The sequence below is a fragment of the Chelatococcus sp. KU-N122 genome (assembly GCF_055391085.1).
In genome coordinates this window covers 949,553-967,878 of the sequence record NZ_AP043981.1, presented here as the reverse complement: position 1 = coordinate 967,878, position 18,326 = coordinate 949,553, and the positions used below count along the sequence as shown (strand labels likewise).

The 18,326-nt window shown below is 68.4% G+C and carries 16 protein-coding genes; 10 read left to right on the top strand and 6 right to left on the bottom strand.

Features of this window, described 5'->3' with window-relative positions:
• Positions 1–16 precede the first annotated feature (16 nt).
• Together ACZ5PO_RS04340 and ACZ5PO_RS04335 are read right to left on the bottom strand one after the other, a co-directional pair.
• Positions 17–1,087, bottom strand: coding sequence for a substrate-binding domain-containing protein (locus ACZ5PO_RS04340; protein ID WP_464190629.1), 1,071 nt, complete (start codon positions 1,085–1,087; stop codon positions 17–19).
• Positions 1,088–1,245: 158 nt separating this feature from the next.
• A complete protein-coding gene (locus ACZ5PO_RS04335) occupies positions 1,246–2,028 on the bottom strand; it encodes a DeoR/GlpR family DNA-binding transcription regulator (RefSeq protein WP_464190627.1) in 783 nt (260 codons plus the stop codon).
• Positions 2,029–2,309: 281 nt separating this feature from the next.
• On the opposite strand from ACZ5PO_RS04335, the gene ACZ5PO_RS04330 reads away from it, so the two are divergent.
• A complete protein-coding gene (locus ACZ5PO_RS04330) occupies positions 2,310–2,792 on the top strand; it encodes a glutathione peroxidase (protein ID WP_464190625.1) in 483 nt (160 codons plus the stop codon).
• Between the two features lie 7 nt (positions 2,793–2,799).
• Here ACZ5PO_RS04330 and ACZ5PO_RS04325 read toward each other — a convergent pair whose 3' ends face one another.
• Positions 2,800–3,498 carry a CerR family C-terminal domain-containing protein gene (locus ACZ5PO_RS04325; protein ID WP_464190623.1) on the bottom strand — a complete coding sequence of 233 codons (699 nt, stop codon included), beginning with the start codon at positions 3,496–3,498 and terminating at the stop codon, positions 2,800–2,802.
• Positions 3,499–3,870: 372 nt separating this feature from the next.
• Positions 3,871–5,190: a glycerate kinase type-2 family protein gene (locus ACZ5PO_RS04320; RefSeq protein WP_464190621.1), complete on the bottom strand. Its 1,320-nt coding sequence runs from the start codon at positions 5,188–5,190 to the stop codon at positions 3,871–3,873.
• Between the two features lie 206 nt (positions 5,191–5,396).
• On the opposite strand from ACZ5PO_RS04320, the gene ACZ5PO_RS04315 reads away from it, so the two are divergent.
• The 8 genes from ACZ5PO_RS04315 (at position 5,397) to ACZ5PO_RS04280 (ending at position 13,126) form a co-directional block, all read left to right on the top strand.
• Positions 5,397–5,585, top strand: a complete 189-nt coding sequence (locus ACZ5PO_RS04315; protein ID WP_464190619.1) for a DUF3008 family protein — start codon at positions 5,397–5,399, stop codon at positions 5,583–5,585.
• 240 nt (positions 5,586–5,825) lie between these two features.
• The gene (locus ACZ5PO_RS04310; RefSeq protein WP_464190616.1) at positions 5,826–6,599 is read left to right on the top strand and encodes a Crp/Fnr family transcriptional regulator; all 774 of its coding nucleotides are present in this window, start codon (positions 5,826–5,828) and stop codon (positions 6,597–6,599) included.
• Between the two features lie 190 nt (positions 6,600–6,789).
• Positions 6,790–8,211 carry an ABC transporter substrate-binding protein gene (locus tag ACZ5PO_RS04305; RefSeq protein ID WP_464190614.1) on the top strand — a complete coding sequence of 474 codons (1,422 nt, stop codon included), beginning with the start codon at positions 6,790–6,792 and terminating at the stop codon, positions 8,209–8,211.
• A gap of 1 nt (position 8,212) precedes the next feature.
• Entirely contained in the window at positions 8,213–9,124 is a 912-nt protein-coding gene (locus ACZ5PO_RS04300; RefSeq protein ID WP_464190612.1) for an ABC transporter permease, read from the top strand.
• Positions 9,125–9,461: 337 nt separating this feature from the next.
• Entirely contained in the window at positions 9,462–10,358 is an 897-nt protein-coding gene (locus ACZ5PO_RS04295; protein WP_464190609.1) for an ABC transporter ATP-binding protein, read from the top strand.
• 248 nt (positions 10,359–10,606) lie between these two features.
• On the top strand, positions 10,607–10,945 hold the full coding sequence (fdxA, locus tag ACZ5PO_RS04290) for a ferredoxin FdxA (protein ID WP_464190607.1): 339 nt from the start codon (positions 10,607–10,609) through the stop codon (positions 10,943–10,945).
• A gap of 33 nt (positions 10,946–10,978) precedes the next feature.
• The gene (locus tag ACZ5PO_RS04285) at positions 10,979–11,752 is read left to right on the top strand and encodes a ferredoxin--NADP reductase (protein ID WP_464190605.1); all 774 of its coding nucleotides are present in this window, start codon (positions 10,979–10,981) and stop codon (positions 11,750–11,752) included.
• A 201-nt stretch (positions 11,753–11,953) separates the two neighbouring features.
• On the top strand, positions 11,954–13,126 hold the full coding sequence (locus tag ACZ5PO_RS04280; RefSeq protein ID WP_464190603.1) for an ABC transporter substrate-binding protein: 1,173 nt from the start codon (positions 11,954–11,956) through the stop codon (positions 13,124–13,126).
• A gap of 272 nt (positions 13,127–13,398) precedes the next feature.
• Here the strand turns inward: ACZ5PO_RS04280 and ACZ5PO_RS04275 are convergent, their stop codons facing one another.
• Positions 13,399–14,169 carry an enoyl-CoA hydratase/isomerase family protein gene (locus ACZ5PO_RS04275; protein ID WP_464190601.1) on the bottom strand — a complete coding sequence of 257 codons (771 nt, stop codon included), beginning with the start codon at positions 14,167–14,169 and terminating at the stop codon, positions 13,399–13,401.
• Positions 14,170–14,261: 92 nt separating this feature from the next.
• Between ACZ5PO_RS04275 and ACZ5PO_RS04270 the strand changes: the two genes are divergently transcribed.
• Positions 14,262–16,019, top strand: a complete 1,758-nt coding sequence (locus ACZ5PO_RS04270) for an acyl-CoA dehydrogenase family protein (RefSeq protein ID WP_464190599.1) — start codon at positions 14,262–14,264, stop codon at positions 16,017–16,019.
• On the opposite strand, the gene ACZ5PO_RS04265 is transcribed toward ACZ5PO_RS04270, so the two are convergent.
• The gene (locus ACZ5PO_RS04265; RefSeq protein WP_464190597.1) at positions 15,982–18,012 is read right to left on the bottom strand and encodes an FkbM family methyltransferase; all 2,031 of its coding nucleotides are present in this window, start codon (positions 18,010–18,012) and stop codon (positions 15,982–15,984) included. The genes ACZ5PO_RS04270 and ACZ5PO_RS04265 overlap by 38 nt on opposite strands.
• Between the last annotated feature and the right edge of the window lie 314 nt (positions 18,013–18,326).

Sequence of the window (18,326 nt, the reverse complement as noted above, 5' to 3'; positions counted from 1 at the left end):
ACCCAACCGAAGCGCGCTAGCGCTTGAACGTCTGCTTGATGACGTCTTCAGGCAGGGTCGACGGGAACCAGTAGGCGTCGTTGAGATCGGGCCGATAGTAGGCGTCGAAGTTCGCCGCCGTGATCGGCTGCGGGTCCGAATAGTAGGCCCTGTACATCGGCTCGCCCTTCAGCAGGGCGACGGCGGCGCGCACCATCGCGGGCCCCAGTCCGGGCGTGAAGATGGGCCCCACGGCGTCGGCTCCAGCCGCTTTCCAGGAGCGCAGGAAGCCGTTGTTCGCCTCGCCGGTCATCGGCACCAGCGGCCGGCCCAGGTCCTTGAAGACGTCGAAGCACGCCCGCGTCATGTCGGCGCCGGAGAACCAGATGCCGTCGACCGGCTGGCCGGAGGCGACGAGGTTCTCGCACAGCTGCTTGCCCTTGGCGTAGTTCCAATCGCCGTAGACCTCGGCGCCGATCTTGATGTCGGTTCCCTTGAGCGCCGCTTTCAGGCCTTCGTAGCGAGAAATCTCCTCGCCGACACCGGCGACACCGCGGAACGCCCAGATCGTGCCTTTCCCGTGCAGCCGCTCCTTGAGGAATTCGCCGCCGGCCTTGCCGAAGGCTTCGCCGCCGCCATAGACCGAGACCGCGGCGCCGCTGAAGGTGCCGCCGGGGCTGAAGACGATCACCGGGATCCCGGCCGCCGCAGCAGCGTCGATCTGCGCCTTCACCAAGTCGACGGAGATCGGCACCACGAGCAGGGCGTCGACCTTGCGCGCCATCAGGTCTTCGATATCCGCGACCTGCTTGGCGGGCTGCCAATTGGCTTCGGCGAATCGAAACTCCTTGATGTTCGGATCCTGGCTGCCCGCGTACTTGATCTCCTGAATGGTCTGGACGATCCAGGTATTGCCGACGCCCGGCCACGACATGCCGATGACCCAGGGCGGATCCTTCTTGAACGTCCCGGCTGGCACCATGTCCGTGCCGGCTGGCGCCAAGAGGTTGGGCGGCAGCAGTTGGACGCCGTCGGCGCGTGCCGCGCCGTGCGGCAGCAGCGCAGCGCCGATGACGGCCGAGGCATAGAGCAGCGACCTCCAATTCATCCGTTTCCTCCCTGATCCCGGGTTCGGGGAGGCGAGACCCTTCCCCGAGCCGATGCGTTCTTGTTAGCAGGCTCAGGACGCTAAAACGAACATCATCATGTTCGCAAGCAAAAAAAACGAACATTTATCGCGTATCGCACGGCAGCGAGACCGGCCCGCTACTCCGGGCCGTCGTGAGGTCGCGCCTCCACGATCTCGACGCTGTTCGCCGCACAGATCGACCGCAGCCGCTCCGAGCTCAGCCGATCGGTCACGAAGGTGTCGATCTGCGACATGTGGCCGATCCGCACCGGCGCCGCCCGCGCGATCTTCGTCTGATCGCACACCAGGAGGACGCGCCGCGCGTTCTCGATGATGGCGCGGGAGACGTTGACCTCGAGCGGATCGAAATCGAGCAGCGACCCGTCCTCGTCGATGGCCGAGGCGCCGATGACGGCGGTGTCCACCTTGAACTGCCGGATGAGGTCGACGGCGGCGCTGCCGACGACCGCGCCGTCGGAATGACGCACCGGGCCGCCGGCGATGACGACCTTCATCGATGCGAACGGATAGAGCGTCAGCGCCACGTTGATGTTGTTGGTGATGACGAGCAGGTCCCTGCGCGCGGCGAGGGCGCGCGCGACCTCCTCGGTGGTGGTGCCGACATTGATGAAGAGCGAGGAATTATCCGGAATGAGCGCCGCGGCGGCCGTGCCGATGGCGCGCTTCGCCGGGGCCGCGATCTGTCGCCTCGCCTCGTAGGACAGGTTCTCGACCGACGATGAGGCCACCGCACCGCCGTGGGTCCGCGTCAGCAGGTTGCGCTCGCACAGCTCGTTCAGATCCCGGCGGATCGTCTGCGGCGTGACCTCGAACCGGTCCGCGAGCTCGTCGACCTCCACGTGCCCGACGCTGCGGGCGATCGACAGGATGGCATTCTGGCGGTCGTTGAGATCGTGCACGCAACCGGATCCGGAGGGCGAGGGGGCCCGAATGTTCGAACTGCCGCCCGGCCTGTCAATGCGCCGCCGGTCGAATTCTCGGCCGGGGGGCCGCGGCCCAGACGGTTCCCGCGGCACGGCTGGGCCCGAAGGAGGGCGCAGCGCAAACGACCACTTTGGGGAGAGCGGCTGCGCGGATGTTGCAGCCCACTCCGTGAGTGACGATCTTGCAAATGTATGGCAGGCGGATCGCCTTGCCGGACTCCGCGTGATCCATCCCCATCGAGTGCATCGAGGCGAGAATGACCACCGTTTACGATTTCACGGCGCGCGACATCACCGGCAGCGAGGTTCGGCTCTCCGACTACCGTGGCAAGGTGCTTCTGATCGTCAACACGGCCAGCAAGTGTGGGTTCACGCCCCAGTATGAGGGCCTCGAAGTGCTGTACCGCGACCTGCGCGAGCGCGGCCTCGTCGTGCTCGGCTTTCCCTGTAACCAGTTCGGCCAGCAGGAGCCGGGAGACGCCGCGGAGATCGCGAGCTTCTGCAAGCTGACCTACGATGTCAGCTTCCCGATGTTCGCCAAGATCGATGTGAACGGCCCGGAGGCCGCCCCGCTTTTCGCGTGGCTCAAGGCCGAAGCGCCGGGCCTGCTGGGCAGCAAGGGCATCAAATGGAACTTCACCAAGTTCCTGGTGGATCGGCAGGGGCATGTGGTGGAGCGGTTCGCCCCCGCCACCAAGCCGGAATCGATCAGGGACGAGATCGAGAAGCGCCTCGACTGAGGACCGCTCAGCCGATGCGGTCGATCTGTTCGTCGATGACGCGCCTGACGCTGGCGAACCTCGCCCCGTCGGTGTCAGGCCAATCGAGATACCTCAGCGCCACCGGCCGCGCCGTGCTGAAGGCGGTGAGGCTGGAGACCAGCAGCAGCGCCTCGATGCGCGCGGCCGGCGAGGGGGCGTCCTCGCCGCGAGCGCGGCTGATCAGGGTCGCGATGAGGGCGATGCCGGGCGCCCAGAGCTGCTCGTAGAGAATGGTGAATGCGGGCCCCTGGTCGGCCATTTCACGCAGGACGAAGGACGTCCAGATCTCGGCCTCCGGGCTGCCGACGAGCAACTCGGCCAGCGCCCCCACGACCTCCTTCAACCGCGAGCGGGCTGCTGCCGGGCCCATGCCGGCGCGGGCCGCCGACCGGGCATCGGCGACGAGCCCCAGCATGTGCGCCTCGTAACGGCCGACGATCTCGCGGGCGCAGGCCAGATAGAGGCCCTCCTTGCTGCCGAAATAATACTTGAGCGCCGGCAGGTTGACCTGGGCATCCTCGGCGAGCTGCCGCGTCGTGGTCGCCTTGAAGCCGTTGGCGCCGAACGATCGCAGCGCGGCTTCGAGGATTCGGGCGCTGGCCTCCTCGCCTTTCCGGTAGCCGCCCAGGGAGGCTGCCGCCTCGCCTGCGCCGTCCGGTGACCGTGGGGCTTCGGCGCTGGGCACGTCTGCGTCTCCTGCCGGTGATTTTTGAATTTGGAGCGCTTCTTTTGCGATTGGGTGGTTCCATCCAATCGCAAAGCGCTCCAGTGTGGTGGATCTGAAGTTCCTGCTCCCCACATGGCATCCACGTTCAGGAACTTCAGATCCATTAAACCACACTAGAATCATAGAGTTGCTAGTGTGGCTTAGGAATCCGAAATTCGCTCCCAGCGCTGCCCCGAGGTGGTGCGAATTTCGGATTCGCCACACTAGCGGCGGTGCCGGCGCATGCCGATCGGCATGGACGCACGGGGCCGGCACCGACGCCTCCAGCCCACGATCTGGCCCGGATGCGGCAGCGGGATCAAGGGGCCGCCATGGCGTCCGCTCCGGAGGTCAGCCCGGCGTCGCGCGCCGCGCCACGACCAGGATGGCGCGGAAGTCGTTGACGTTGGTGAGCGTAGGGCCGGTGATCACCTGGTCGCCGAGCATCTCGAAGAAGCTGTGGCCATCGTTGTCGGCCAGGCTCGCCTTGCCGTCGATGCCGAGCTGCGCCGCCCGCGCCATCGTATCGGGGGTGACGATCGCTCCGGCCACGTCCTCGGCGCCGTCGACGCCGTCGGTATCGCACGCCAGGGCATAGACGTCGGCCAGGCCGTCGAGCGCCACGGCCAGCGCCAGCAGGAATTCGACGTTGCGGCCGCCGCGTCCGCCGCCGCGCACCGTCACCGTCGTCTCGCCTCCCGACAGCAGCACGCAGGGCGGGGCGGCCGGCTCGCCGCGCAGCGCCACCTGGCGGGCCACGGCGGCCAGCACCTTGGCCACCTCGCGCGCCTCCCCCTCGATCGCGTCGCTCAGGATCAGCGGCTCGATGCCGGCGGCACGCGCCACCTGGGCGGCGGCCTCGAGGGACGCCTGCGGCGTGGCGATGACGACGGAGCGGGCGCGCGCCAGGCGCGGATCGTCCGGCTTGGGCGTCTCGTCGCCGCCGGCGCGAAGCCGGCTCAGGACTGGCGCAGGCGCGTCGATGCGGTACTTGTCGAGGATCGCGAGTGCGTCGGCGGCGGTGGTCGGATCGCCCAGCGTCGGCCCGGAGGCGATGACCGACGGATCGTCGCCGGGCACGTCGGAGATCAGCAGCGTCACCATCGGCGCCGGATAGGCGGCGGCGGCCAGCCGGCCGCCCTTGACCGCCGACAGGTGCTTGCGCACGCAGTTCATCTCGTCGATCGAGGCGCCCGACTTGAGCAGCGCCCGGCCGACAGCCTGCTTGTCGTCGAGGCTGATGCCCGGCGCCGGCAGGGCCATCAGCGCCGAGCCGCCGCCGGAGATCAGCGCGATCACCAGGTCGTCGTCGGTCAGGCCGGAGACCATCGCCAGGATGCGACGGGCTGCATCGAGGCCGGCCGCATCGGGCACCGGATGGGCCGCTTCCACCACCTCGATGCTGCGACAGGGGACGCTGTGGCCGTAGCGGGTGACCACCAGACCGCTGAGCGGGCCGGGCCAGGCCTCCTCCAGGGCGCGCCCCATGGCGGCGGCAGCCTTGCCGGCACCGACGACGATCGTGCGCCCCTTCGGCGGCGGCGGCAGGTGGCGGGCGAGGGTCGTGGCGGGCTGCGCGGCCGCGACCGCTGCGTCGAACATGGCCCTGAGCAGCATGCGCGCCGCAGGTTCAGTCCAGGCGTGCGGCCCGGTGCCGGAGACGGTGTTCATCGGACTTCCAGCCTCGTCATGCCCGGCTCGGCCGGCCACCCATCCACTCAGAACGACCGCCCGTCTCTAGCCGCCGCAGCAGCCGAAGACAATCGCGCGACTCGTTGAGCCTGTGGCGCGCCAGGTGGACCTTTGTCACCGGCCGGCCGTTGTTCCGATGCCGGCTCCGACACGGTGCGGCTGCCGGCAGAACGAGGAGCAAGGCCATGCCCGCCAAATCGAAAGCGCAGCAGAAGGCCGCCGGTGCGGCGCTCGCGGCCAAGCGCGGCGACATCAGCAAGAGCGAGCTCAAGGGCGCATCGAAGTCGATGGAGACGTCGATGAGCGAGAAGGAGCTGCACGACATGGCGTCGACGAAGCGCAAGGGCAAGCCGGAGCACGCGGCCAAGTCCTGAGCAGCCAAGTCCTGAGCGGCCAAGTCCTGAGCGATAACATGCGGGGCGGCGCCGCGGCCGGTATGAGCGAGCTTTGCGCGAACAAGGGGCTGCCCGCGCGCGAGGTTTGTTGCGGCTCGCCCGAGGGCGTGCGTCGGTGGAGAACAATCCTCTCCGCCCGGCATTCAGTTTAGAATTCTTCTCGGATTGGCACGGCTTATGCTGGTTCCCCGCCTTGGGGCGGAGAGGAGACCAGTTGCGATGTCTTTCCAGACAGCCACGATCGCTGCGGGATCCAGCCCTGGCCGTTCCGCCCGTGGTCCTGGCGAATCGCTGCTGCTGACCGAGAACGCCACACTCGTCGGCGGTCCCCGCCCGTTGCTGCAGGCGCTCGGCGAGCGCGAGCGGGAGATCGTGCTCAGCCATGGCCGGCGGCGTGTGCTCTACCGTGGCCAGACGCTGTTCAGCCAGGGTGCTGTGCACGACGGCATCCACCTCGTCGAGAGCGGCCGCATCCGCGTGTTCTACACGGCCCCCTCCGGCCGCGAGATCACGCTCGCCTACTGGAACGCCGGCAATTTCGTCGGCGGGCCGGAGGTGTTCGGCTCCACCCCGCACCTCTGGTCCGGGGTGGCGGCGGCCAACAGCGTCGTCTTCCTCATTCCCGGCAAGGCGCTGCGCCGCTTGGCGAGCGACATCCCGGCGCTCGCCATCGGCCTCATCGAGGGCCTGTCGTTCAAGGGCAAATGCTACTCCGCCCTGGCGCAGATGCTGGGCACCCGCTCCGTCACCGAGCGGCTGGCTCACCTCCTGCTGCACCTGAGCGATCTCTACGGGCTGGAGGAGGACGGCGACATCGTCATCCGCGCCGGCTTCACCCATGCCGAGCTCGCGCACATGGTCGGCGCCACTCGCCAATGGGTGACCATCAGCCTCAAGCGCCTGCAGCAGCAGGGAATCCTCACCGCGGACAAGGCCCGTCTGGTGATCCATCGGGCCGACCAACTGCAAGGCCTGAAGGGCGCTGCCGCCTGACGGCGGCTCGCCGCTGCCCAAATCGCGGGCGCGCGGTGATCGAGCTGCCGCAAATGACGTCAGCGGCGGCCAATGAGGAAACTAATCGACCAAGCCGCCCCATCTTGGTTTGCTTCCGATCATCTGCCGCCGATCATTCGAGCCGAGGGAAGCAACGGCTTTCCGAGTTGATGATGAGGCGGAGCGATCGATGAAGCGGACACGTCTCGCGCTGGCGGCGGTGGGTGCGGCGGCGGCCCTCGCCTGGGTGGCTCCCGTGCGCGCCGAAGCGGTCAAGATCGGCATCGGCACGCAGGACACCACGACGAACACCGTGACGACAGGCGCCGTCGTTCGCGAGCTGAAGCTGCTGGACAAGTACCTGCCCAAGACCGGCAAGTACGCCGATATCACCTTCGAGCTCGAGTGGAACAACTTCACCTCGGGCCCGCCCGTCACCAACGGCATGATGGCGGGCAAGCTGCAATTCGGCGGCATGGGCGACTACCCGCTGATCGTCAACGGCTTCACCTTCCAGAGCAATCCGGACAGCAAGAGCCAGCTGATCGCGGTGGCGGCCTACAACCTCGACGGCTCCGGCAACGGCGTCGTCGTCCACAAGGATTCGCCCTACTACGAGCTCGCCGACCTCAAGGGCAAGGTGCTGAGCGTGCCGTTCGGCTCGGCCGCCCACGGCATGGTGCTCAAGGCCTTCCAGGATCGCGGCTGGGCTCCCAATACGATCCAGCTGGTCAGCCAGAGCCCGGAGGTCGGCTCCACCAACCTGCAGGAAAAGAAGATCGACGCCCACGCCGACTTCGTGCCCTTCGCCGAGCTGCTGCCGTTCCGCGGCTTCGCTCGAAAGATCTTCGACGGCGTCGAGACCAATGCGCCGACCTGGCACGGCGTCGTCGTCCGCACCGATTTCGCCGAAAAGTATCCGGAGGTCGTCGTCGCCTACATCAAGGCGACCATTGAGGCCAATCGATGGGTGCGCGAGGATCCCAAGCGCGCAGCCGAGAAGATCGCGCAGTGGACCGGCATCAACAAGGAGGTCGTCTACATCTTCCTCGGCCCCGGCGGCATCATGACGATGGATCCCACCATCAAGCCGCAGCTGGTGGCGGACGCGGGCGAGGACGCCAAGGTGCTGCAGAACCTGGGGCGCATGAAGGAGTTCGACGTCAAGGCCTGGGTCAACGACACCTATGTCCGCAAGGCCTTCGCCGAGCTGGGGCTCGACTACGACACGCAGCTTGCTGCGACCTCCAACTACGAGGTCGGCGGCCAGGACACCTTCTGCAACAAGCCGATCACCGAGCCGCGCAAGGCCGGCGAGATCTGGATCGACGGCGAGGGCATCCAGCCGTTCGCGAGCCCGGAGTGCACGCTCGGCGCCCTGGCCGAGCTCAAGGCCAACAACAAGAAGGTCAACGTCACCTACTTCTACGACACCGCCCGTGGCACCAAGCTGTTTGCCGACCAGGGCTTCTATGCGGTGCGTGGCGCCGGCAAGGCGGCCGAGATCAAGCCCTTCCTGCTCAAGAAGGACGCGGACGCCGAGGCACAGAAGAGTGGCGGCCAATCGGTCGGCTTCGACGCGGCGCTGAAGGCGGTCGCGGCGGGAGGTTGAGATGGCTCAGACCGCTCTCTACCGGCTGAACGCGGAGGCCGCGCTGGCGGTCGACGCCCCGCCCGAGGCGCCGGCGCGGGCCGGGGCTTCGCCGGCCGCCAGGCCCGCCACCAAGCCTGCTGCGGTGCGCCTGCTCGCCTTCTATTGGCCGCACCTGCGGGCCGTCCTGGTCGGCACGGTGGCGCTCGCCGCCTTCGTCCTGGCCTGGCACCTGCTCACCACCTACCGGGTCAACGCCTTCGTCCGCTTCGTCAACATCCCCACGCCGCTCGCCGTGCTGGAGCGGGCGCTACTGGCGGCGAGCGATCCACAGTTTGGCCGGCACGTGCTGCTCTCCTGCCGGCGCATCGGCCTTGGCTTCGCGCTGGCGGCGCTCATCGCCGTGCCGCTGGGGCTGGCCATGGGCCGCTACCGCCTGTTCCGCGAGGCCGTGCTGCCGATCACCGAGGTGCTGCGGCCGATCCCGGCCATCGCCTGGGTGCCCATGTCGATCATGCTATGGCCCACCAACGAGCAGAGCATCGTCTTCATCACCTTCCTCGGCTCGTTCTTCCCCATCCTGCTCAACACCTTGCAGGGCATGGCCAACGTCGACCCGGTGCTGGTGCGCGCCTCCCGCTGCCTGGGCGCCGGGGAGATGGCGACTTTTCGCGATGTCTATTTTCCCGGCGCCCTGCCGCAGATCTTCACCGGCCTCACCATCGGCATGGGCGTGGCCTGGGTGTCGCTGATCGCCGCCGAGATGATCTCCGGCCAGTTCGGCATCGGCTATTTCACCTGGGAAGCCTATTCGCTGGTCCAGTATGCGGACATCGCGCTCGGCATGATCGCCATCGGCGTGCTGGGCCTGGGGTCGAGCTTCCTCATCCACCTCGTCGGCACCCTGGTGATGCCGTGGCGGGCGCGTGGATGAGTGAAGGGCCGAGAAGTCATTTTGCACAGTGGTTTCGAAGCATTGAGCGCCGACGGAGCCCCTGCGCGCCCTCGCCCCGCTTCAACGCAAGTCGGCTCTACCCGACTTGCGCACTCAGAGAGCTGAAGAATGCGGCAAGCCGCATTCTTCTTGGAGAGGGCAGGGGTGAGGGGGCTTCCAGAGCGCCGTGACCGGGCCGGAGTCCTTTCCGGCAGCCCCCCTCACCCGGTGCACGCAAGCTGCGCTTGCGCGCTCCGACCTCTCCCCGCGAGCGGGGCGAGGTGCGCGGTTGGAGCGCTGGCGGGCCGCCAGAATCGCTAACAGCAAGGAGACGACCATGGCGTCAGCGCCAAACCGGCTTACGGACGACGCGGCAGCAGTGCCCGGCCGTGGCCACATCCAGGTGGAGCACTTCGGCCTGCGCTACGAGACGGCGCGCGAGACGGTCGAGGCCGTCACCGACGTGTCGCTCGGCGTCAGCCCGGGCGAGTTCGTCTCCATCATCGGCCCGTCCGGCTGCGGCAAGTCGACGTTGCTCAACGCGCTCGCCGGCTTCCTCAAGCCGAGCAGCGGCCGCGTCACCGTCGACGGCGAGGCGATCCGCGGGCCCAGTGCCGACCGCGGCATGGTGTTTCAGCAGTACTCGCTGTTTCCGTGGAAGACGGTGCGCCAGAACGTCGAGTTCGGCCTGAAGATGAAGGGCATGCCGCGCACCCGGCGCGAGGCGGCGGCGCGCACCCTGCTCGGCCTCGCCGGGCTCACGGCATTCGAGAACCAGTATCCCGACCGGCTGTCGGGCGGCATGAAGCAGCGGGTGGGCATCGTGCGGGCGCTGGCCACCGGCCCCAAGGTGCTGCTGCTCGACGAGCCGTTCGGCGCGCTCGATGCCCAGACGCGGCTGATCATGCAGCAGATCCTCACCAACCTGTGGCAGAAGCTGCGCATCTCCGTGCTGTTCGTCACCCATGACATCGACGAGGCGATCTTCCTGTCCGACCGGGTCTACGTGATGACGGCCCGTCCCGGCACCATCAAGGCCGAGATCGCCGTGCCGCTGGAGCGGCCGCGCAAGCCCGCCATGACCACCTCGTCGGAGTTCCTCCAGCTCCGGCGCGGCCTGCTCGCGCTGATCCGCGAGGAGAGCCTCAAGGCGATGGGCAGCGAGGTGAACGAGGACGCGCTCAACGGCCTGGCCATCGACATGCACGGCCAGAGCCTCGCCGCGGCGCTGTAGCGGCCTCAGCTTCGTCATGGCCGGGCTTGACCCGGCCATCCATCCACTCAGGACTACGACGCTGCGCCAGCGCCCGCTTGCTTGGGTTTTTCTCAAGTCAGATGGATGGCCGGGTCAAGCCCGGCCATGACGCCTATAGGGCTCGCGAGCCCATTTCGGCAACTAATTGTCGCCATAACCCGCTTGTGCTGGCGCGTCGACACCGGTACCCCTACACAAAGTCATCGCAACGTCGAGTTCACTTGCGCATGACTTACGTCGTCACCGAGAATTGCATCAAGTGCAAGTACATGGACTGCGTCGAAGTCTGTCCGGTCGACTGCTTCTACGAGGGCGAGACCATGCTCGTCATCCATCCGGACGAGTGCATCGACTGCGGCGTGTGCGAGCCGGAGTGCCCGGCCGAGGCGATCAAGCCGGACACCGAGCCGGGTCTGGAGCCGTGGCTCAGGCTCAATGCCCGTATGGCCGCGGCGTGGCCCAACATCACCGAGAAGAAGGAGCCGCCGGCCGATGCCGCGGCCTTCGACGGCGAGCCGGACAAGCTCGCCCGCTTCTTTTCCGAAAGCCCGGCGACGCCCGGCTGACCTGACCCCGAACCAGCCCCGGAGCCCGTGGCGATGAGCAACCTGAACCAGGAGCGCGTCCTCGACGTGCACCACTGGACCGACACCCTGTTCAGCTTCCGCACCACGCGGCAGCCGGGCTTCCGCTTTCAGGCCGGCCAGTTCACCATGATCGGCCTGGAGGTGGACGGCCGCCCGTTGCTCCGGGCCTATTCCATCGTCAGCCCCGACTACGCCGACGAGCTGGAGTTCTTCTCGATCAAGGTACCGTGCGGCCCGCTGACCTCGCGCCTCCAGCATCTGAAGGTGGGCGACCCCATCCTGGTCAGCCGTAAGGCCACGGGCACCCTCATCCACGACAACCTGCTGCCCGGCGCCACCCTCTACCTGCTCGGCACCGGCACGGGCCTCGCCCCGTTCATGTCGATCATCCGCGATCCCGAGACCTACGCGCGCTACCAGCGTGTGGTGCTGATCCACGGCTGCCGGCAGGTCAGCGAGCTCGCCTACGGCGAGACCATCGCCACGCATCTGCCGGCGGATGAATACCTGGGCGAGGAGATCGCCGCCAAGCTGATCTACTATCCCACGGTGACGCGTGAGCCCTTCCGCAACCGCGGCCGCATCACCGACCTGATCGCCGAGGGCAAGCTCGCCTGCGACCTCGGCCTCGCCCCGCTCGATCCTGCCCATGACCGGCTGATGCTGTGCGGCAGCCCGCAGATGGTGGCCGACACGCGTGCCCTCCTGGAGGCGCGCGGCTTCATCGAGGGCAGCCAGACCCAGGCGGGCCACTTCGTCATCGAGAAGGCCTTCGTCGAAAAATAGCGTTGCGCCGCGTGGCGACGGCGCGGGCGAAACAGCCTCTTCCTAAGTAACATAAATTACGTTATGGGCATGCCGAGCGGCGCCCGAGCGGTCATCCCGGCGCGTCCAACAAGCAGGCACGCTTCGGGAGGTACGGCTTTGCGAATGGGTATCCGGCGAATCGGCATCCGGCGAATCGGTATCCGGTCTGCGAGCAGGGTGGTGGCGGGTGCGGCGCTGGCCGCGGCTCTGGCCGCGCCGGCCCATGCGCAAACCAAGCAATATGGCCCCGGCGTCACCGACACCGAGATCAAGATCGGCCAGGCCATGCCGTTCAGCGGGCCGGCCTCCGCCTACAGCCAATTGAGCCGGGCCGAGCAGGCCTATTTCAAGTCGGTCAACGACAAGGGCGGCATCAACGGCCGCAAGGTCGTGCTCGTGGCGCTCGACGACGGCTACAGCCCGCCGAAGTCGCTCGAAGCGACACGCCGGCTGGTCGAGAGCGAGGAGGTGGCCGCCATCTTCGGCACGCTGGGCACTGCCAACAATCTCGCCTCGCGCGCCTACCTCAACAAGGCCAAGGTGCCGCAGCTGTTCGTCGCCGGCGGCTCGCAGACCTTCAACGATCCCGCGCACTACCCCTGGACCATGGGCTGGCAGCCGACCCTGCATCGGGAGGGTGTGTTCTACGGCAAGGAGGTGGCGCGCCGGACGCCCGGTGCCAAGATCGGCGTGCTCTACCAGAACGACGACTTCGGCAAGGAGCTGCTGGCCGGCCTGAAGGAGGGCCTCGGCGCCGACGCCGACCGTCTCGTCGTCAGCGCCCAGAGCTTCCAGGCGACCGACCCGACGGTGGATTCGCAGATCGTGCTGCTGAAGGACTCGGGCGCCGACACCCTGTTCCTGTTCACCTATGCCAAGCAGGCGGCGCAGGCGATCCGCAAGACCTACGAGATGGGCTGGCGGCCCACCACCTACCTGACGTTGGGCTCGGCCTACATCGGCTCGACGTTCAAGCCGGCGGGCCTGGAGGCGTCCAAGGGCGTCATCACCGGCGGCTTCATCAAGGAGGCGACCGACCCGCGCTGGGCCAACGACCCGGACGTGCAGGCCTGGTTCCAGTGGATGAAGGAATACATGCCCGGCGCCGACCCGGCCGACACCCTCAACATCGTCGGCTACGCCTACGCCAAGACCATGGAGCAGGTGCTGCGCCAGTGCGGCGACGACCTGACCCGCGAGAACATCATGAAGCAGGCCGCCAACCTCAAGGATTTCCGCATTCCAGTGCTGATCCCAGGCAGCATCATCAATACGAGCCCCACCGACTACAATGTGGTCGAGTTCATCAAGCTGCAGCGCTTCAACGGCACAAGCTGGGACGAGGTGGAGTGACGGAGGGGCGTCTCTCCTCCCGCTGTCATGGCCGGACTTGATCCGGCCATTCATCTCCTTGAGGAACGCCACGATTCGGCCAGCCCCTGGCGGGCTGAGTCTTGCCAGTGCGATGGATGGCCGGGTCAAGCCCGGCCATGGCGGCGGGATGGCAGTGCGAGTCGTCGTGACGTGGCGAAACATATGACGCAGGTGGGCCGGCAGTGCACGCTCGTGAAGGGCGCGCCGCAGCCCTGGCGCGCCAAGCCCGGCCACGACGGCGTGGGGAGCTGTCAGGCGTCCTTGCGCGGCCTTTGCGCGAACGCGCGCAGCGCGGCGCGCGCCTCGTCGGTGGCGCTGACCGTGGCGAAATCCTCCACCGCCGCGGCGACGCTGCGCCGGTAGTCCAGATCGTTCTGGCGCAGGAAGGCGGCGCGCCCGAGGCGCACGGCGATCTCCGGCTTGGCGGCGAAGGTGCGGGCGAGGTCCAGCGCCGCGGTCTCGGCCTCGCCGTCGGGCACGACGCGGCTCACCAGCCCCAGGTCGAACGCCTCCTGGGCGCCGAACGGGCGGCCGCTGAACAGCAGCTCGAAGGCGCGGTGGCGGCCGATGATGCGCGGCAGGTGGGCGAAGTGGATCGCCGGCAGCAGGCCGTTGTCGATCTCCGGGTAGCCGAAGGTGGCGCTCGCCGAAGCGATGATGACGTCGCAGGAGATCGCCATGGTCATGCCGCCGCCGCGCGTCGTGCCGGCGACGACGGCGATCGAGGGTTTCCCGAGCTCGTATTGGGCGTCGTAGAGCTCGACATAGAGCTTGCGCACCAGGGCGCGGATCGCGGCCGCAGGCTGCTCCGACAGCGCCTTGAGGTTGAGGCCGGCCGAGAAGCGGCCGGGGACCGCGCTGGTCAGCAGGACGGCGCGCACGCCGTCGTCGGCAGCAGCACGACGGAGGCAGCCGATGAGGGCCGAGAGCCCCGCGTCGTCCAGCGCGTTGACCGGCGGATGATTCAGAACGATGCGGGCGATGCCATCCGCAACCCCGTAACCCACAGCAGAACCTTGCATGACTGCTCCCGTCGCGGGCGGCCCCGCGCCCTTCCTTTGCTTGCCGCGCGGCAGATGATTAGATCGGGGCCCGTTTCGTCAGCAAGCCGATCATGCCCGCATCCGACGACCACCGCTCGAGCCTCCTCGCCCCCGACACCACCGGCCTGAACTTCTACCGGGCCGATCCGGCGCTCGCCGATCTGCTGCGCCTGCATCTGCCGGACGAGCTGTTCCGGCATGTCGAGCCGCACCTCGACCGGCTCGGCGCCATGGCCGGCGGCCCGCTCGACGAATGCGCCCGGCTCGCCGACCGGCACGGGCCGGTGCTGCACCACCGCGACCGCTTCGGCCGCGACGCGCAGTGGATCGAGTACCATCCGGCCTACCGCGAGCTGGAGCGCGCCGCCTACGGCGAGTTCGGCATCCACGCCATGTCGCACCGCAAGGGCATCCTGGGCTGGCCGGACACCTATCCCGCCGTCGCCAAGCATGCCTTCACCTTCCTGTTCAATCAGGCCGAGTTCGGGATGGGCTGCCCGATCAACGTCACCGACGGCGCCGCCCGCCTGCTGTCGCGCTTCGGCGACGAGGCGCTCAAGGCCAAATACCTGGACGGCTTGACCCAGACCGACATGGCGCGCCTCACCCAGGGCGGCCAGTTCATGACCGAGAAGGAGGGCGGCTCCGACGTCGGCACCCTCACCACCCGGGCCGTGCCGGACGGCGACGCCTGGCGCCTCCACGGCGAGAAGTGGTTCTGCTCCAACGCGGACGCCCGCACCATCATGCTGCTGGCCCGACCGGAGGGGGCGCCCCCCGGCACGCGCGGCGTCGGGCTGTTCCTGATGCCGCGGCTGCTCGATGACGGCTCGCCCAACCACTACCGGATCGTGCGGCTGAAGGACAAGCTGGGCACCCGCTCCATGGCCTCGGGCGAGATCAAGCTGGAGGGCGCCGTCGCCTACGCCGTCGGCCGGCTCGACCGCGGCTTCGTGCAGATGGCGGAGATGGTGAACTGGTCGCGGCTGTCGAATGGCGTCAAGTCCGCGGCCCTGATGCGGCGGGCCTACCACGACGCCAACACCGTGGCGCGCGGCCGGGTGGTGTTCGGCCGGCGCATCGTCGACCTGCCGCTGGCCCGCCGGCAGCTGATGAAGATCATGCTGGCGACCGAGCAGGCGGTGTCGCTGAGCTTCCTCACCGCGGCCGCACTCGACCGGGCCGAGGCCGGCAGCCAGGAGGCGGCGGCGCTGCTGCGCGTGCTGACGCCGACGCTGAAATACCGGGCGACGCGCGATGCCCGCAAGGTCTGCGGCGACGCCATGGAGATGCGCGGGGGCACCGGCTACATCGAAGAGTTCGCTACGCCGCGGCTGCTGCGCGATGCCCATCTCGGCTCGATCTGGGAGGGCACCGGCAACATCGTGGCGCTCGATGCGCTGACCCGGGCCGTGCGCCGCCACGGTGCCGAGGCGGCTCTGGCGGCCGACCTCCATGCCCGCATCGACGACATGGAGGGCGTGCCGGCCGGCTGGCGCGATCGCCTGCGGGGCCTGAGCGACCGTGCCATCGCCTTCGCGCGCCAGGTGGCGGCGGACGCCGCCAGCGAGGCCGATGCACGGCGCGCCACCAGCGCGCTCTACCATGTGGCGAGCGCCGTGGCCTTCGCCTGGGAAGGCGGGCGCATCCACGCGCAGCGTGGCGATGCCCGTCGCCTGCTGCTGTCGCGCCTCGTGGTCGACCACCGCCTGGCGCCGCAGGATCCGCTGGCCGCCTCGGCCGGGCCGGCCGAGGACACGTTGAACGAGCGTCTGCTCGGCGATGGCGCGGTCAGCCTGGCGGAGGCAGGTGCATTGCTGGCGGCCTAGCTCCGCTCCATCCCATGACGGCCGGCTGCTGAGCGACGCTGCTCTCCAGGCTCACCTGCCGCGCGAGCGCGACGTGGCCCGCTGCCGCGCTGGCCCATGTGAACGTTTCGGCGACCGCCTTCGCTGCGGCGCCGAGTCGGGCGCGAAGCGCGCCGTCCTGGGCCAGCAGCTCGATCTGCCGGGCCCAGTCGGAGCCGAGCGTCGGGTCCGCGAACAGCGCGCAGCCCTCCAGCAGCTCGTCCATGGCGGGCCGGCGGCTGCAGATCGAGGGGACGCCGAGGAGCGCCGCCTCGAAGGGCGGCAAGCCGAAGCCCTCGTACAGGCTCGGGCAGACGAGGGCGACGGCTTGCGTCAGGAGGGCGCCGACCTCGTCGTCGCGCACGCGGCCGACAAAGTGCACGCGCTTGTCCAGTGCCGTCTTGCGGATGAGCGATGCATCGGCCTGGTTCTCGCCGATCATCACCAGCTCGATCCCGGCCAGCGCCGGGTCGGCCAGGGCGTCGAAGACGACCCTGATGTTCTTGTGATGATCGCTCGAACCGAGAAACACCAGATAGGGCCGTGTCGGCAGCGCGAGGCTCCCGTCCGCCGCCACCGGCAGCCGCGTCACGCCGTTGGGAACGACGGTGATCTTCTCGCGCGGGACGTCGAGCAGCCGGGCGATGTCGGTCGCGCTCGATGCGCTGACGGTCACGATGTGGCGGGCGTTGCGAGCGGCGGTGCGGAACCTGCCGTCCCAGTCCCTGACCGTCTCGCGCGGGAACAGGTCCGGCAGGATCAGCGGGATGACGTCGTGGATCATGACGATCGCCGCGGGGCCGGGATCGGGCGGACACCAATGGATCGACGGATAGAACGAGACCTCCGCATCGCTCGGCTCGTGGCGGCCGGACGACGGCGGCGCCAGTGCGCGCAGCGCCGCCAGCAGCTCCCGGCTCGCCCGGCCGATGCCGCGCCGGTCCATGAGCGCGCTTCGCTCGAAGTTCAGGGTCAGGCCGCCGATCCGCAGGCGCTCGAAGTCCGGCGGCGGAGCGACCGCCGGGCCATGCGGCACCGCCGCGGATGTCGGCGATCCGCCGTTCCTGCGCGCCGGGAGCGCCGCGCGAAGCATGTGCTCGGGGTTGAACCGTCGCAAGGGCGACGTCAGGCGCCAGGAGGCGCTGGCGTAGACCTGCGCCAGCTCGCCCTGCAGCTGCCGGACGAAGGTCTCGCAGAATTCCACATGGGTGGACAGCGTCTCGGTCTGCCGTTCCGCCTCCTCCGCCCGTCCCCGGGCGCGCTCGATCTCGCCCCGGAGCTCGAGGACTTCGGCGAGGACATAGTCGTCGAAGACGTTCGGTGGATGCCGCAGGCGCACGAGCAGCTCGTCGTGCTCGGACGCCACATAGAACCTGTTCAGGCCGTCGGCATAGGCAAGGACATAGTGCGCCGACGAGAGTATCGGCTCCCACGGCTCATGGTTCTCGGCGGAGCTGAGAGGCCGGGTTGCTTCGACGACGACGATCCAGGGCCGATGCTTCGACCAGTCGTTGGCTTCCAGGATCTGCCGCTCGGAGCCCTCGGCGTCGACCTTCAGGAAGTGCACGGCCTGGCTCTCGGGGACGTGCTGGTCCCACAGCTGCCGCAGGGTGGTGACGCCGACCTGGCGGCGCTGCGGGCGCAATCCGCGCCCCGCGTGGCCCGCGGCAATGTCCTCGTCGAGCGTCGACAGGCCCGTGTCCGGTATCAGCCAGAGGGCCGCGGTCCCCTCGTAGTTCGACACCGCCGTGCCGAGATTGACGTCCTTGGGGCGACGAATCGCCAGAAGAGAATGGAGCTCTTCGTTCGGCTCGACGTTGATGCCGCTCCATCCTCTCTGGTAAAACGCATAGGTTACCGAGTGCATTGTCGGCCAGGCGGCGCCGACGTCGATGTAGAACCCGGCTTTCTGGTCTCCCAATGCCCGCCAGAGCATGACGTCTTCCAAGTTCTGGGCATACGAGGTGAATACCAAGAGAGATCCTCTGACTTGTCCGCGCCGCGGCCGCGGGCCGTGTAGGCCGCGCCGGCCGGGCGAGGGGGCGCCCCCGTCCGCATGAGCCACCGGCTCCAAATCTCCGGTCGGCTCGGACTTTTCGGTGTCGAGGATGAGTCGAAAATTCTGCCGATTGCAGAAAAGTATGTCTGGTCTTTGCTGCTTCGTGCGCGCCGCCCAATCCGGGTTCGCACGGCGCCGCGGCGGCCGACCGCCGTCGTGGCCGGGCTCGACCCGGCCATTCATCGACTTGGACAGCGTCGACCTGGGGACCGGCCCGATCGGGCCGGATC

Excerpts from the sequence above, each read along its gene's own strand:
- ACZ5PO_RS04300 (WP_464190612.1), top strand. The coding sequence starts at position 8,213 with ATGGCTCAGACCGCTCTCTACCGGCTGAACGCGGAGGCCGCGCTGGCG.
- fdxA (WP_464190607.1), top strand. The coding sequence starts at position 10,607 with ATGACTTACGTCGTCACCGAGAATTGCATCAAGTGCAAGTACATGGAC.
- ACZ5PO_RS04315 (WP_464190619.1), top strand. The coding sequence starts at position 5,397 with ATGCCCGCCAAATCGAAAGCGCAGCAGAAGGCCGCCGGTGCGGCGCTC.
- ACZ5PO_RS04340 (WP_464190629.1), bottom strand. The coding sequence starts at position 1,087 with ATGAATTGGAGGTCGCTGCTCTATGCCTCGGCCGTCATCGGCGCTGCG.
- ACZ5PO_RS04330 (WP_464190625.1), top strand. The coding sequence starts at position 2,310 with ATGACCACCGTTTACGATTTCACGGCGCGCGACATCACCGGCAGCGAG.
- ACZ5PO_RS04275 (WP_464190601.1), bottom strand. The coding sequence starts at position 14,169 with ATGCAAGGTTCTGCTGTGGGTTACGGGGTTGCGGATGGCATCGCCCGC.
- ACZ5PO_RS04320 (WP_464190621.1), bottom strand. The coding sequence starts at position 5,190 with ATGAACACCGTCTCCGGCACCGGGCCGCACGCCTGGACTGAACCTGCG.
- ACZ5PO_RS04310 (WP_464190616.1), top strand. The coding sequence starts at position 5,826 with ATGTCTTTCCAGACAGCCACGATCGCTGCGGGATCCAGCCCTGGCCGT.
- ACZ5PO_RS04305 (WP_464190614.1), top strand. The coding sequence starts at position 6,790 with ATGAAGCGGACACGTCTCGCGCTGGCGGCGGTGGGTGCGGCGGCGGCC.
- ACZ5PO_RS04270 (WP_464190599.1), top strand. The coding sequence starts at position 14,262 with ATGCCCGCATCCGACGACCACCGCTCGAGCCTCCTCGCCCCCGACACC.
- ACZ5PO_RS04285 (WP_464190605.1), top strand. The coding sequence starts at position 10,979 with ATGAGCAACCTGAACCAGGAGCGCGTCCTCGACGTGCACCACTGGACC.
- ACZ5PO_RS04295 (WP_464190609.1), top strand. The coding sequence starts at position 9,462 with ATGGCGTCAGCGCCAAACCGGCTTACGGACGACGCGGCAGCAGTGCCC.